Annotated in this window: 11 protein-coding genes; 5 read left to right on the forward strand and 6 right to left on the reverse strand. The window is 36.8% G+C overall.

The window, feature by feature from the left end:
* Positions 1–126: 126 nt before the first annotated feature.
* Positions 127–1,512 carry an L-cystine transporter gene (locus tag J2S13_RS08325; RefSeq protein ID WP_307257272.1) on the forward strand — a complete coding sequence of 462 codons (1,386 nt, stop codon included), beginning with the start codon at positions 127–129 and terminating at the stop codon, positions 1,510–1,512.
* A gap of 143 nt (positions 1,513–1,655) precedes the next feature.
* Here J2S13_RS08325 and J2S13_RS08330 read toward each other — a convergent pair whose 3' ends face one another.
* The 4 genes from J2S13_RS08330 to J2S13_RS08345 all read right to left on the reverse strand — a co-directional run bounded on the left by J2S13_RS08330 (position 1,656) and on the right by J2S13_RS08345 (position 6,479).
* Positions 1,656–1,934: a hypothetical protein gene (locus J2S13_RS08330; RefSeq protein WP_307257273.1), complete on the reverse strand. Its 279-nt coding sequence runs from the start codon at positions 1,932–1,934 to the stop codon at positions 1,656–1,658.
* Between the two features lie 76 nt (positions 1,935–2,010).
* Positions 2,011–2,640 carry a class D sortase gene (locus J2S13_RS08335; protein WP_307257274.1) on the reverse strand — a complete coding sequence of 210 codons (630 nt, stop codon included), beginning with the start codon at positions 2,638–2,640 and terminating at the stop codon, positions 2,011–2,013.
* 101 nt (positions 2,641–2,741) lie between these two features.
* Positions 2,742–4,154, reverse strand: coding sequence for a hypothetical protein (locus tag J2S13_RS08340; protein WP_307257275.1), 1,413 nt, complete (start codon positions 4,152–4,154; stop codon positions 2,742–2,744).
* Positions 4,155–4,187: 33 nt separating this feature from the next.
* Entirely contained in the window at positions 4,188–6,479 is a 2,292-nt protein-coding gene (locus tag J2S13_RS08345) for a hypothetical protein (protein ID WP_307257276.1), read from the reverse strand.
* Positions 6,480–6,977: 498 nt separating this feature from the next.
* Here J2S13_RS08345 and J2S13_RS08350 point away from each other — a divergent pair, with 498 nt between their 5' ends.
* Positions 6,978–8,201: an ISL3 family transposase gene (locus tag J2S13_RS08350; protein ID WP_307257277.1), complete on the forward strand. Its 1,224-nt coding sequence runs from the start codon at positions 6,978–6,980 to the stop codon at positions 8,199–8,201.
* Between the two features lie 357 nt (positions 8,202–8,558).
* On the opposite strand, the gene J2S13_RS08355 is transcribed toward J2S13_RS08350, so the two are convergent.
* On the reverse strand, positions 8,559–9,422 hold the full coding sequence (locus J2S13_RS08355; protein ID WP_370873998.1) for a glycerophosphodiester phosphodiesterase: 864 nt from the start codon (positions 9,420–9,422) through the stop codon (positions 8,559–8,561).
* A 225-nt stretch (positions 9,423–9,647) separates the two neighbouring features.
* On the opposite strand from J2S13_RS08355, the gene J2S13_RS08360 reads away from it, so the two are divergent.
* The 3 genes from J2S13_RS08360 to J2S13_RS08370 all read left to right on the forward strand — a co-directional run bounded on the left by J2S13_RS08360 (position 9,648) and on the right by J2S13_RS08370 (position 13,017).
* Positions 9,648–10,328: an S-layer homology domain-containing protein gene (locus J2S13_RS08360; RefSeq protein ID WP_307257279.1), complete on the forward strand. Its 681-nt coding sequence runs from the start codon at positions 9,648–9,650 to the stop codon at positions 10,326–10,328.
* 363 nt (positions 10,329–10,691) lie between these two features.
* The gene (locus J2S13_RS08365; protein ID WP_307257280.1) at positions 10,692–11,711 is read left to right on the forward strand and encodes an S-layer homology domain-containing protein; all 1,020 of its coding nucleotides are present in this window, start codon (positions 10,692–10,694) and stop codon (positions 11,709–11,711) included.
* Positions 11,712–12,153: 442 nt separating this feature from the next.
* A complete protein-coding gene (locus J2S13_RS08370) occupies positions 12,154–13,017 on the forward strand; it encodes a CvfB family protein (protein ID WP_307257281.1) in 864 nt (287 codons plus the stop codon).
* A gap of 63 nt (positions 13,018–13,080) precedes the next feature.
* Here the strand turns inward: J2S13_RS08370 and uraA are convergent, their stop codons facing one another.
* Positions 13,081–14,352, reverse strand: a complete 1,272-nt coding sequence (gene uraA, locus J2S13_RS08375; RefSeq protein WP_307257282.1) for a uracil permease — start codon at positions 14,350–14,352, stop codon at positions 13,081–13,083.
* Positions 14,353–14,468 lie beyond the last annotated feature (116 nt).

Genomic DNA, 14,468 nt, shown 5'->3' on the forward strand with positions numbered 1-14,468 from the left:
GATGGTGCCTGGCACCATCCAAAAAGCACCATCCAAAAAATGAATTTTCTTTTTCGCTAAAATTCCCACTTGACATATAGGGATTAGAGTATTAAAGTTATCCTATCAATAGGAGGGAAGTCAACTATGAATCTATATGCAGTTATTATAAATATCATTTTCCTATTACTTTTTGTTGGGATTTTAATGTATATGCAGAAAAAGCATGTTTCCTTTTCTAAAAGAGTGTTCCTCGCTCTTGGGATAGGGATTGTGTTTGGTCTTGTTCTTCAATGGATCTATGGTGTTGATTCTGAAACACTTGTTCAATCCGCAAGTTGGTTTGATATTATCGGAACAGGCTATGTGAAATTATTACAAATGGTTGTCATGCCACTCGTCTTTATTTCAATTGTTTCAGCTTTCACGAAATTGACCATTTCAAATAATTTGGGGAAAATTGCTACACTTATTATTGGTTTGTTACTTGGGACAACAGCCATTGCTGCCGCTGTGGGGATCGGAACGACATTAGGATTTGATCTTGAGGCCGTACAAATCAACCAAGGAAGTGCAGAATTAGAACGCGGGGAAGCGATGGAGCAAAAGTATACGGAAATTCAAGATCAAACTTTCCCACAAAAAATCATTGAATTACTTCCTGCGAACCCATTTTTAGACTTCACGGGACAACGTGGAACATCAACGATTGCTGTTGTTATTTTTGCTGCATTTGTCGGAATGGCTTATTTGGGGGTAAAAAGAAAACAACCAGAACAAGCGGCTGCTTTTAAAACGATTATCGATGCGATTTATGCGATTGTCATGCGAATTGTTACGCTTGTTCTCCGGTTAACGCCATACGGTATTTTGGCGATTATGGCAAGAACTGTTGCAACAAGTAATATTGATGCGATCTTAAAATTAGGGAAATTTGTTGTCGCATCTTATGTCGCCTTATTAATTGTTTTCCTTATTCACTTATTAATCTTAACTATAAGTGGATTGAACCCGGTTACGTATATTAAAAAAGTATTTCCAGTATTATCATTTGCCTTCACATCAAGATCAAGTGCGGGCACTTTACCGCTTAATGTAAAAGCTCAAACGAATGCTCTAGGGGTTCCAGAAGGAATTGCCAACTTTGCAGGATCATTTGGTTTATCCATAGGTCAAAATGGTTGTGCAGGGGTGTATCCGGCAATGTTAGCCGTTATGATTGCACCTACAGTTGGCATTAATCCAATGTCACCATCATTCATTCTTTCTTTAATTGCAGTTGTTGCCATCAGTTCCTTTGGAGTTGCTGGAGTTGGGGGAGGAGCAACCTTTGCTGCGATTCTTGTTTTATCGACCATGAATTTGCCAGTCGCTTTAGCTGGTCTACTTATCTCTGTTGAACCATTAATTGATATGGCCCGGACTGCTCTTAATGTAAGCGGAAGTATGACAGCCGGGGTTGTCACAAGTAGGGTGACAGGTGAATTAGATTCCGATATTTATAATGGTAAAACGAAAGATTTGAATATATGATGAAAATCCTTGTGGAGAACTTCTCTACAAGGATTTTTAATAAAAATAAGGGAATGATACAAAGAGAAAAGTATGCTTTGCAAATAAAAAAAACTGTCCAAAGTGCATCCCGTTTGCTCTTTGGACAGTTCAAATTAATAAGTTTATTCCATCTCAAACACAGTATCTAAAACGTGAATGGATGCTAACAGGCGATTCCGATCATTGTAATCTGTATATTGATTATAAGCTAACTCTAAATATTCACGTTTCAAAGCCTTTAATTCGGTTTTAGAGAGACCTTTATAATACATGATTTCAGACAATTCTTCACCTGTCTTTTCACTGCAACCACACATATGACCAATCCAATATTTGGATTCCCTTAATACTATGAAAGCACCATCTTTAACAATGGAATGACAAAACGCACATCTATACACGATTGGTATCCTCCTGTTGAAAAATACGTCACTATCAACAGAATGACGAGATAAACAAGGAAATAAGATAAAATAATCAATTGTTTTCCGACACTTTGTTGCGAAACTCACTACCATCTAAAGTTTTCTCTGAAACTAATTCACTAAAAACGATGAGTCGTTCTTTATCAGAATACTTTGGATGACATGTAATGAGGGTGATGATGGATTGGTCCTTAAGCGGATTCATTACATCCACATCGGTCGGCTTCACTATTTTTTTGTCAAACACTTTATAAGTGAATATTTTGTTTCGAGCGTAAACGATGATGTTATTTCCTTCATTTAATTCATCTAAACGATTGAAGAATTTCCCGTATGTGTAAGAACGATGTCCTGCAATAGCAAAATTTTGGTTTTTTTTGCCCAAATTACCGACCTTCCCACTAGACGGAAGATGCCCTACTGCATATCGAATATCTTCTGCACGAGCTCCTTCTGCGATAGGGGTTTTTAAATCGATTTTTGGGATTTCCAAAATTCCGAGTACATCCCCATTTTCAGGTTCAGGCTGTTCAGAAGATTCTTCTATAGCTTCTGTAAATGTGAGTGACGTATATTCTTTCATTAATTTTTTTTGTTCTATATACGTTTTTCCCTTTGTGAACGCTACAAAAAGCAACAAAGAGATGCCTATAAGAATAAATACACTTCCTAGCTTATTCATCTTTCCTCAACTCCATTTTTTATTAAAAAAAAGGAGGGTGATCAGCCCTCCGTACAAAAGTAATGATTAACCAATTGGTAAAGTTGAGATAAATTAAAAGATTATGCTCGCTTAAAGTTCAATTTTCTTATAGCAACACCCATAACCATCATCAGTACAGAAACGATGATTAGTAAAGAAGAATCCATTACAGAACCTGTTTTAGGTAATGTTTTTTCCGTAGTGTTGTTCATTTGCTCAGCGTTTTTACCATTGTTATCGGTTGGTACTGTATTCACAGTTCTTTTGTTGTCACCGTTATTAGAATTGTTGTTCACAGGTACTTGCTTATCAGTGGATTGTTTTGGCTCATCTGTATTGCAAGGATCTTCAGCTTTAGGATCTTCAGCTTTAGGATCTTTGGTTTTAGGATCTTCAGCTTTAGGATCTTCGGTTTTAGGATCTTCAGTTTTAGGATCTTCAGTTTTAGGATCTTCAGTTTTAGGATCTTCGGTTTTAGGATCTTCAACTTTAGGATCTTCAGTTTTAGGATCTTCTACTTTAGGATCTTCAGTTTTAGGATCTTCTACTTTAGGATCTTCAGTTTTAGGATCTTCAGTTTTAGGATCTTCAGTTTTAGGATCTTCGGTTTTAGGATCTTCGGTTTTAGGATCTTCAGTCTTAGGATCTTCGGTTTTAGGATCTTCAGTTTTAGGATCTTCGGTTTTAGGATCTTCAGTTTTAGGATCTTCGGTTTTAGGATCTTCAACTTTAGGATCTTCAGTCTTAGGATCTTCAGTCTTAGGATCTTCTTTTACAGGATTTTTAGTTACGAACTTTTCAAATTCACCAATTCCTGTATCTAAATCACCAACAACAGGTGTGTCTTTTGTTTTTACAAGTACAACTCCACCGTGTGTCCAAACATAGTCGTCTGTTTCAAGTTTTTCTCCTTCGGCAACACCTACATGTGCATCGCCCACGACTGAACCTTTCACATCGGCATTCACTAATGCACCATGTGTGTACTCATAATCATCAGTTTTAATCTTTGTACCTTCACCAACACCTACATGAGTATTTCCAAGTAGGGCTGAATCTTTAAGGTCAGCTTGGAGTATGCCGCCAGTTGACATACTGCCATCTTCTGTTTCAACCTTTTTGCCACCAATTACATCGATATTTACTTCACCTGTTATTGGAGATAATACACTGCCACCTAAACCGATATTAATTAATGAGCCTTTTGTTTCCTTTTTAATACTTTTATCTTTTTGGTCAGGATTCCCTGTTTTTACAGGTGGTGTTTTCGGAATGATTGAGCTTGCTTCTTTATTCGTAACAGTATTCGCTACTGCTGGTGCTAACAGGTTTTGTGTATCTACCTGTTGAACTAGCGTATTTGGATTCGTTACATCTTCTGTTTTAATCAGTTCTTCTGCACCCACTTGACCTCCAAAGATGGAAAGACCGAGAGCTAATGTTCCTGTATAAACAATACTTTTTAACGTTTTAACAACAATTGTTTTTTTCATTTTTTATTCTCCTTCTTCTTATATTAATTTTCTTTATATGGATAAGAAGAAGGGAGATTGGGGTGGTTCAATTGGTGGTGCGTTTATCCATTGATCGGATAGTTCATTTAATACATAATTTACATGGTTGCTTAAGGTCACTTCATTCAGATACTTATAGTCTAAGCATGCTACCATTCCAGATCCACCACCTGAAACGGAGGAACCTGAAGATCCGCTTCCTGAACCACTACTAGGAGTTACTTGACTGGATGCTGGTGTCAACTGTAAAGAATTATTCATTTTTTCATTTACAGAATCGACAATTTCCTGTAATTGAGACACATCATTTTCTGATTGTGCGTTTAATACTGTTTTATTACCAGCGTCTGTTAATTCTTGAATGAAATCAGCAATAGAATGTTCTTTATCTAATGACTTCATATTAGCGACTTCATTTTGATCTTCACTAACAAGTTCCACTAATTCTGATTCTGCCATTTGCCCACCGATATTGCTTCCTTCTTGTGATAAAAGAGGAAGAGTGATTATATCTGAACCTGGTAGTTTGTCTTGATCGATGACTTTTTGTCCAGGTTTAGATGGTTGCTCAGGTTTACTAGGCGTAATAGGACTAGTTGGGCTTGGTTTCCCATTATTTGTTTGATCTTCTGACTTTGGATTATGATTACTTGGTTTTTCACTTTGACCTGGTTTCTCGCCTTGGTCTGGCCCTTCCTGACTTGGCTTATCACTAGGTTTTGTGCTGTCATCCGGGTCAGGCTTATTATCACTAGGTTTTGTGTTGTCATCCTGACTTGGTTCTTCACTAGGTTCACTCGGATTGGGTGAAGGGGATTTATTCTCTTTTGTACTCCATTCACCTACTCCGATATGAACATCCCCAATTGGAGAATCCTTCGTGTCCACGATGACTAGACCTCCAGATGAAGTTTTAATGTCTTCGGTTTCCTTTTTGTGATATTCGATGACACCTAAATGATTATCTCCTAATGGTGAATTTTTAATATCGCCAAGGACTACTCCAGCATGCACTTCCTTATGATTTGGTGATACAACCGTACTAACTTCACCGACACCTAAATGAGCGTCCCCAATTTGTGTATCAGTGAGATCGGCTAATAGTACACCGCTTCGTGTTTTTGTTGTATCTCCAATCACTTGTTTAGTGCTTTCAATCACACCGACATGTGCATTTCCTGCTGGATTCTTCACATCAATGGCAGCTAATCCCCCAGTAGAAAACTCATTATCATCTTTTTTAACCTTTTTACCGAATAAAACATTTAAATCTAGAGTCTTAGTTTTCTTAGAATCAGAAAGCCCAAGTCCGAGTAAACCTCCCTGGGAAGAGTAGTCCTCACTTTTCTCTGACTTTTCTCCTTTGCCAGCTATAACATTTAAATTAAATACATCTCTATCTTTAGCATCGGAAATTCTAAGTCCAAGTACACCACCTTCAGAAGAAAGTTTTGTACCCGTTTTGGTTTTGACTACTTTAGCAGGGAAGAGGTCAAGTTGAAGATTTCCCACACCAGGTATTCCTATTCCAATTCCTAGTAATCCCCAATTATCTTTAAGAGTTTGCTGGCCTTCAAGCTTTTCATCTGCATCTTTTCTAACTTTTAAAGATTCATTAATATCAAAACTGATTAATGAACGTTTAAATGGACTATTTTTTCTTTTGTTTTCACCTAAAATATTAATGCTAAGTCCTAGCAGACGAATACTTAGAACAGGCATGATTTTTTCTTTTTCTTCTTCTAGACTTTCATTCATCATAGGTGCCTTTTCTTCGGATGCTTGTACAGACTCAGATAAATTCTCTTCAATACGATCCATCTCTTTTGTTGGCTGTTGAGCACTCTCTACGTCAGAATCGGCTATTTCTTCGGAGGATTTCTCCAATGAATTAGCTTCGACTGATGAAGGATCTTCTTGACTCTCATCGGCTATAAGCGATGGATCCAATGGGATCGGTAACTCAGTGTTTCCCTCTTGTAGAGCTTGATCATCCGCCGGCTGTTGTGGTTGTTCCACATTTTCATCAGCAAAAAGGGATGGGTCTAACGGGATCGGCAGCTTAGAATTAGGATTTTCCTCTTGTAAAACTTGATCATTAGTCAACTGCTGTGGTTGTTCCACAGTTTCGACTGTTTTTACTAGATTTGAAGAATCTTCCTGTTGCGCTAATGAATCAATAGGCAAGTTCTCCGTAGCCAATGGCGAAGGTTCTAAAGGTTCCGTTAATTCTTCTGCTTGTATGAAAGAAGGTGTCCCAATCAATAAAAAGGATGATAACAAAAGAATGAACCCTTTTTTCACATATTTCACCTCCCTCCAATAATGGAATGATATACCAATGGTATTGTTACAAAGTCCACATATAAAATCAATACTTTTAATACTGTTCACAATACTGTAATAATATGCATTTCTATGAATAAACTCGCAATATTTACAAAGTATAAACCGTGTTTTGGGGAAAAAATACTAATTAATATACATATCTTTCGTGACTCGTATAGGATATAAGTTGCGGTTAGGTACACCTGTTAGCTCCTATTACCTATCTTATATATTTTGAAAAATAATGATTATTTCCTAGTTTACGAGCGTGATTTTTATTGAAAAAAATGGAAAAATAGTGAAACAATTTTCATAAATGAACGTTTGAATTGAGAAGAATGAGTGATTAGTAGATAATTTTTCATCGAGATCATCTATTGACTAACCAATTTATTTCAGCTTCTTCGCTGTTTAAAATGATTTCACCCCGTCCATACTAGTTACTAAAATATTAGAACTAGTAGGTGAGTCGAAATGAACGTAGAAATCCAAGATATTAATAGTCTGTTTCATATTACAGAACCGTGGTATATCGATAGCTGTGTATTTAATGCAGAAAAACAACAATTAGATGTCTTTGTATGTATTCGCAAAGGTGCTTTTTTCTGTTGTTCTAACTGTGGTGAAGAAGCGCAGCCAGTCTATGATATTGCTGATCACAACCGAACATGGCGCCATCTAAACTTTCTAGAATATCCTTGCTATATTCGTGCTGAATTACCTCGCACCGACTGCCAGAAATGCGGAAAAATTCATCGAGTAGATGTTCCTTGGGCTGTTAAACCCCGTTCTAATTTCACTTTACTTTTCGATGCTCTGATCATCACTTTGGAGAAAGATATGCCAATGAATGCCATAAGTAGACTTGTCAAAGAACATGATACAAAACTGTGGCGGATTATACATTACTACGTTGACAATGCCATCGAAGCTCAAGATTTATCCCATGTGACCATGATTAGTACAGATGAAACTTCCGCTAAAAAAGGTCATCAATATGTAACCATCTTTATGGATCCCAAAGGAAAGAATGTTATTCACGTCACAAAAGGAAAAGATTCAAGTACATGGGCGGAGTGTAAAAAACACTTGGAATCCCATGGAGGCAAGGCCGAAAATGTGACGCAAGTCTGTATGGATATGTCTCCCGCCTTTATTAAAGGGGCTACAGACCAGTTTCCTGATGCAGCTATTACCTTTGACAAATTCCATGTTATTCAAGCCGTAAACAAGGCTGTAGACAAAGTACAAAGACAAGAGCGTAAAAGCTGTGCAGAACTTAAAAATACTCGTTATATTTGGCTAAAGAATGTACAAAATTTAACAGCCAAACAAAAAGAGACACTAGACCAGTTAAAAGACTGTGAACTTGATACGGCTAAAGCATACCGAATGAAACTTACCTTGCAAGAGATTTATCGTTACCCAGGAGTAATCGCTGAACTAGCATTAAAAGACTGGATCCAATGGGGTCTACGTTGCCGACTAGAACCCATGGTAGAAGTGGCCAAAATGATTAAAAACCATTATGACGGAATCATCCAGTGGTTTAAGTCCAAGCTAAATAACGGGTTGCTTGAAGGAATCAACAGTTTATTTCAGGCAGCTAAGAGAAAAGCCCGTGGGTATCGCTCTGACAAAAATATAGTAGCCATGATTTGCCTACTTGCCGGAAAGTTGGATTTTGCACTCAAATAAAAAGAATAAGCAACAGTTCGGAGCCATACTTCGCTCGCAACTGAACCCATTTCCTTGTCCATTCATAGTTTAACCGACATAACGGGTTATTATGCATGTAACAGGGGGTGAATACTGAGCGAGCAATTGAACTCATTCCCTTGTCCGGTTTTAAGGTTTTGAGAAAGAGAGAATTCATTTTTTTCTATAAAATTACTGTAAATGACGGAGAGCCTTATTTCATGTAATATATAGATAAGAACATACGTTCCCGTTAGGAGAAAAGAGAGGTATTTCCATTTGTGGCAAAATTAAGAATGACCCAACCTATATAAAGAAAAGGGGGAATTCTTTCGTTCAACTATTCCCCCGTTATTACTATTCAACTTTCCCTTGCTTAACTTCAACCCCACGATCAGAATAGTTTGTAAACACGCCAGTTACTCCCCAATTGATTAACCTTTTCATGTGTTTTTTATGATTAACTGTATAGGGATGAACCCATAGATTGTGATCCCTAAGTTTTTTCACGTATGTTTCGTCAATCATTTGATAGTTTGGGCCAATTCCTCTTGCATAGGCTTTCCAATGGCTTATTTGCTCTTCTGAAACTGTTGCAGGATGATTATATTTCATTAGCTGGATCAATGGAATGGACTTGTTTAATCGATGGATTTTTCGCAGGCTATTTTCACTAAAAGATTGGATGATTACTTTATTCCCTTTTTGAAGTAATTCATATTTCTCAAGGAGGGCTAGCAACTTCTCCTCCATATATTCTCCTTTTATTGGATTTTTGGTTTCAATATAATAATTAACAGAATCGCCAAAATGCTTTAGGATGTCCTCCAAAGTGGGAACTTTCAAATCAATGTACTCTCTTTTAGCTTGTTTCGGGTATTGTTGATTAAACCAAGAACCTGCATCTAATTGTTTCAATTCATGCAAAGTGTAGCTTCTCACAAAACCTTTCCCATTTGTCGTACGGTCCACCTTTTCATCATGCATGGCAACTAATTCACCATCAGCTGTCATTTGTAAATCAATCTCTAAATAATCGGCTCCCTGTTCTTTTGCTAATTCATACGAGGGAATCGTATGCTCGGGTGCATAGGTGGAAGCGCCGCGGTGGGCGATGATGAAAAAATCATGATTAATATTGCTAACAGAAGTTGAACAACTTGTAAGAAGTATTATAACAAGGAGCAAAATGAATCTTCCCATGAGATCATCCTTCTTTATTCTTAAATAAATGTTAATCTTATTGTTTCTATTAAGTTAAACTAGATTGCATCACTTGTTTAAAGTGGTTATTTCCAAAATATATCCCCTGTGTTACTATATGGAAAGTGATGCAATGGATTTTTAGTTAGATTATCAATCTTAATATATAAATGTATATTATCCTAATATACATTTAATGAAAACATATTGTCTCAATGTTTCTACGGGGAGGAATAGACAGATATGGGGATATATAAAAGTTGCAAGAATATTTTTATAGGAGCTATAGCCACGACATTTATTATAACTACGGTATCACCAACATTTGCGGCTGAAAATCAAAACATTAAATTTAATGATGAGGCTCATTTTGATAGTAGTCATAAAGAGAATATTTATAAGGCGGTAGAACTTGGTTTAGTAAAAGGTGAAAATGGAAACTTCCATCCTGTAACGCCTATTTCTAGAGGACAAGTTGTTAAAACACTTGCACGTTATTTAGAAAATGTTCATGGAAAGATTGACACTTCAATAGTAATACCATTTGAAGATGTAGGTGCTGATTCATCAGACCCAGAGCTTTATCGTGCTTCTTTAATTGTAAAGAAATTCGGCACTTTTGAGGGTTACAATGGAAAACTTTTACCAAAAGAAAATATTACTCGTCAAGCTATGGCGAAGGTGCTTGTGAAAGCATTTAATCTCAATGAACAAGAGAAGGTTGGAGAATCGAGGATAACCGATTTGGATCTTGCACAAGAATGGGCAAGGGAGTATATTCAGACTTTATCAGAATTGGATATCACAAATGTTAAGGATTTTCGCCCTTTAATAAATGTAAGCCGTGAACAATACGCATCTTTTTTAGTAAGATCAGTGGAAATGATGAATTCTACTACGGAGGATTCGTCAGGAGATCAATAGTGGTTGCTCATGTAATTAATAAATATATTTGATTTATCATCAAGACTACTGGTTTAGCGGTAGTCTTTTATTTTGTAAAATTAATATACAAAATTACGTGATAAAAGTCGTGATGACAACCTCAGAAAATAGTCCTCTATTCCCAATATCTTGCTAATAAATACATCGCTATAGTTCTACAAATCTTTACTTCTAGATTAAGTAGTTAAACATCTTATAAAACTATCGGACTATGAGAGGATATGGGTTATATTTCCCTTTTTTACCAGAGTATATAGTTTGAAATGGTCTTTGTTGGTAATATTACTTTTGTAGTGAAAGGCTACTTTCTTTTGCCTAATTATAATTTGGGGAGTGATGTTTGTGAAAAGGAGATTTCAATTCTTACTTGTTGGGTTACTTATTTTTGCACTAGTAGGATCATTTGCAAATGTTTCGGAAGCTACTGTTGCTTCAGGAGGAAATGAAGGGAGTAGTAAGATCGTTCAAAGTGGAGTTGTAAAAGTACAAAACCAGCTTAATCGCTCGACTACTAAATTCTCTGATATTTCAAAAGATTATTGGGCAAAGGAAGAAATTGAGTACTTGGTTCAACATGGGATCATTAAGGGATACCCAAATGGTACCTTTGGTATTCGTAATAAAGTAACAAGATCACAGGCGGCAATCATTTTAGCGAGAACTTTAGGGATTGACAAGGAATTCTCTCCGAACCCTGGCTTTAAAGATATTCCAACTACTGATCCTGCTTATAAAGAAATTGCAGCCGTTACAAAATACGGAATTTTCCAGAAATCAACTAATTTTAATCCGGGTGGCTATTTAACAAGAGCTCAGATGGCGAAAATTATGACCGTTGCCTTTGATTTAAAGTACACGTATGCAACTAATTTTAAAGATGTAGAACGTGGTAAATGGTACTATCATTACGTACAATCCTTGGCGGGAATGGGAATTACAACAGGAAACAACGGAAAATTTATGCCAAACAATCATATAGATCGTACACAATTTGCCGTTTTCTTAGCACGTATATTAGAAGACCGTTTTAAAGTTGGGCTTCAAGCATCATTAGAAGATGCAAAATTTTTGTCGGATGGAAGGCTTCAAATGACAGTTACACTATATAATAATACAAGTAATAAGATCTTTGATATTAGAGGTAAGTATAGTTTACATGTTGATAATGCGGTTATCGCTCAATCTGATATTTCAAAGCAAACACACCCTGTTAGTTATGGAAGTTTAACATTATTACCAGGACAACAAAAGAAGTTGACTTTCAACTTCTCATCTCGTGAAGTGAAAAAGAAAGTGGATTTAAATAAGGCTCAAGAACTATTCTTTGCCTATGAGCATACTTGGAAATATTATGTGAAATAAAATAAGAATAACAAAGGACCTATGGCTTCATAGGTCCTTATTGTTTGGATGGATCAAGGTCTATGTCTAAAACTTGTAGGAGCTAATGGGAAATGGAAATAACTTACTGCGAAATGATAGATATAGAAGTAATAATTTTCACTTGCCTTACATTACCATAAATCCCCTATTTCCTTTTGCTATCTTATCATTTACAATAATAGTACCCAACCGAGGATCATTATAGTGTTCTTACTATTATATCCTTGTGTAAAGGCCACCAAATTTGGTGGCCTTTTGTGTTGAATAAAGGACCGCTAAAACTCATATTTTATCTTTATGTCTTTCTTCATGATATTGTTTAGTACTTCATGAAAAACCTTGATATAATAAGAAACAAATCTAATGGTGAAATGTTATTCTAGATAGAGATTTCACGTTATGAAAAGAAAGGATAAAGTATATGTCGACAATTCAAGCAGGAACAGTTGTGAAAATGCAACCTGATACGGAAATGCCTTATGGCTATTTTTTAACGAATGGGAGAGACCGTGTTTTATTACATAATAGTGAGATGACAGATGATTTTGACCCTGATCAAGAACTAGAAGTATTTTTATTTCAAGATCATGATGGAAGAATGGCCGCTACTATGAGGATTCCTAAAGTTCAAATAGGAAAATATGACTGGGTGGAAGTCGTTGGGGTGAACGAAGAGCTTGGGGTATTTGTCTCGATTGGGATGAGTAAAGATATTCTTATTTACCATGATGATTTGCCGATAGTAGAGGCAGTTTGGCCAGCTGTTGGGGACCGATTGTATTGTACGTTAAAATTAGATCGCAATGGCCGATTGCTAGGGAAGTTAGCTACGGAAGATGTTATGAGTGAGACATTTACAAAAGCGACAAAAGATGACTTTAATAGAAACATCACTGGGGTTGTTTATCGAACATTAAGAACGGGCACTTTCATTATAACTGCTGAAGGATACCGGGGGTTTATTCATGAATCTGAACGGCAGAAAGAGCCAAGATTAGGTCAAAAGGTAGATGGCCGAATCATTGATGTAAAAGAGGATGGTTCGGTGAATATTTCATTAAGAGGCCGTAAGCATGAAGCCCAAATAGAAGATTCTGAAAAAATCTATCACTATTTAGAAAGTCGCGGAGGTTCCATGCCTTATAGTGATAAAAGCCTTCCAGAGGAAATACAAAAGCGCTTTGGGTTAAGTAAAGGTGCGTTTAAAAGAGCGTTAGGTAAGCTCATGAAAGAAGAAAAGGTTTATCAAGAGAACGGTTGGACACATAAGAAATCAGCGGAATAATTTTTAGAAACACCCAAAAAGGCCATCCCTCTAAATCAGAGGGTGGCCTTTTTGCTAGCATCATTAATCATCATCATTCGATAAATTCAACACTTCGATAATTTTAAAGAATAAGCTTAAAATAATGGCGACAACGGTTGCAAGTGCCATTCCTTTTAGTGAAAACGAACCGAAAGTTAGGGTTGCCCCGCTAATTCCAATGACAAGCACGACGGTAGTTAAAATCATGTTCGTTGCTTTAGAGTAATCAACTTTCGATTCAACGAGCATACGCAAACCAGATACAGCGATAACTCCGAATAATAAAAGAGATATTCCACCCATGACAGGAGTAGGGATGGTTGAGATCAAGGCCGCTAATTTCCCGAAAAAGGATAAGAAGATAGCGCAAACAGCGGCTCCACCGATGACCCAAGTAGAGTACACTTTTGTCAAGGCGAGCACACCGATATTTTCCCCATATGTGGTGTTCGGTGTTGATCCAACAAATCCTGAAATAATCGTAGATACCCCGTTTCCGAGTAAGGAACGGTCTAATCCCGGATTCTTCATTAGATCTCGATTCACAATATTTTGTGTGACAACTAAATGTCCGATATGCTCTGCAATCACAACGAGTGCTGCAGGAGCAATAATGGCAATGCTTGACCAATCAAATGTAGGGGCATAAAAGTCTGGTAAGGCAATCCAAGCCGCTTCTCTGACAGGTGTAAAATCGACCATTCCAAAGAAGAAAGCAATGATATATCCTGCGATGATACCGATCAATATTGGAATGATTTTTAGAAACCCTCGAAACATCACATTGCCAATAATGGTAATTCCTAATGTTAATAAGGAAACAGTGATGACCTTTCCATCAGGGACCCAGTTTGCTGGTGGATCATTAAGTGGTTGTATGATTCCTGCCATTTCTGCCGCTACTGGTACTAGTTCTAATCCGATCACGGCGACAATGGCTCCCATTGCAGCAGGCGGGAATACGATATCAATCCATTTCGTGCCGGCAAATTTAATAATAATAGCTATAAGAACAAAAATGATTCCGACCACGATGAAACCGCCAAGAGCGGCACTATAACCCTTTGTACCTAAGACGATAAATACGGGAGAAATAAAGGCGAAACTTGAACCAAGGTAGGCAGGTATTTGTCCTTTACATAAAAAAATATAAATCAAAGTACCGATTCCGTTCATGAGTAAAATCGTTGCTGGGTTCACATTAAATAAAATGGGGACTAACACAGTTGAACCAAACATCGCAAATAAATGCTGAATACTAAGAGGAATCATCGCTAAAAGATGAGGCCTTTCATCAACTTGATATGTACGCATTATTTGAAAACTCTCCTTCTAAAAAAATTAAACTAACTTATATGTATTCGACATTATTCTCTAGAATCCTTCAAATTTTAACAGGGAATTATTGGTATATAGTTAATGGACCAATT

Origin of the sequence: Oikeobacillus pervagus (assembly GCF_030813365.1) — a bacterium.
Taxonomy (GTDB): Bacteria; Bacillota; Bacilli; order Bacillales; family DSM-23947; genus Oikeobacillus; species Oikeobacillus pervagus.

What these genes read in the sequence shown, in the direction of transcription:
- J2S13_RS08325 (WP_307257272.1), top strand. Translation starts at nt 127, where the DNA reads ATGAATCTATATGCAGTTATTATAAATATCATTTTCCTATTACTTTTT.
- J2S13_RS08335 (WP_307257274.1), bottom strand. Translation starts at nt 2,640, where the DNA reads ATGAATAAGCTAGGAAGTGTATTTATTCTTATAGGCATCTCTTTGTTG.
- J2S13_RS08340 (WP_307257275.1), bottom strand. Translation starts at nt 4,154, where the DNA reads ATGAAAAAAACAATTGTTGTTAAAACGTTAAAAAGTATTGTTTATACA.
- J2S13_RS08350 (WP_307257277.1), top strand. Translation starts at nt 6,978, where the DNA reads ATGAACGTAGAAATCCAAGATATTAATAGTCTGTTTCATATTACAGAA.
- J2S13_RS08360 (WP_307257279.1), top strand. Translation starts at nt 9,648, where the DNA reads ATGGGGATATATAAAAGTTGCAAGAATATTTTTATAGGAGCTATAGCC.
- J2S13_RS08370 (WP_307257281.1), top strand. Translation starts at nt 12,154, where the DNA reads ATGTCGACAATTCAAGCAGGAACAGTTGTGAAAATGCAACCTGATACG.
- uraA (WP_307257282.1), bottom strand. Translation starts at nt 14,352, where the DNA reads ATGCGTACATATCAAGTTGATGAAAGGCCTCATCTTTTAGCGATGATT.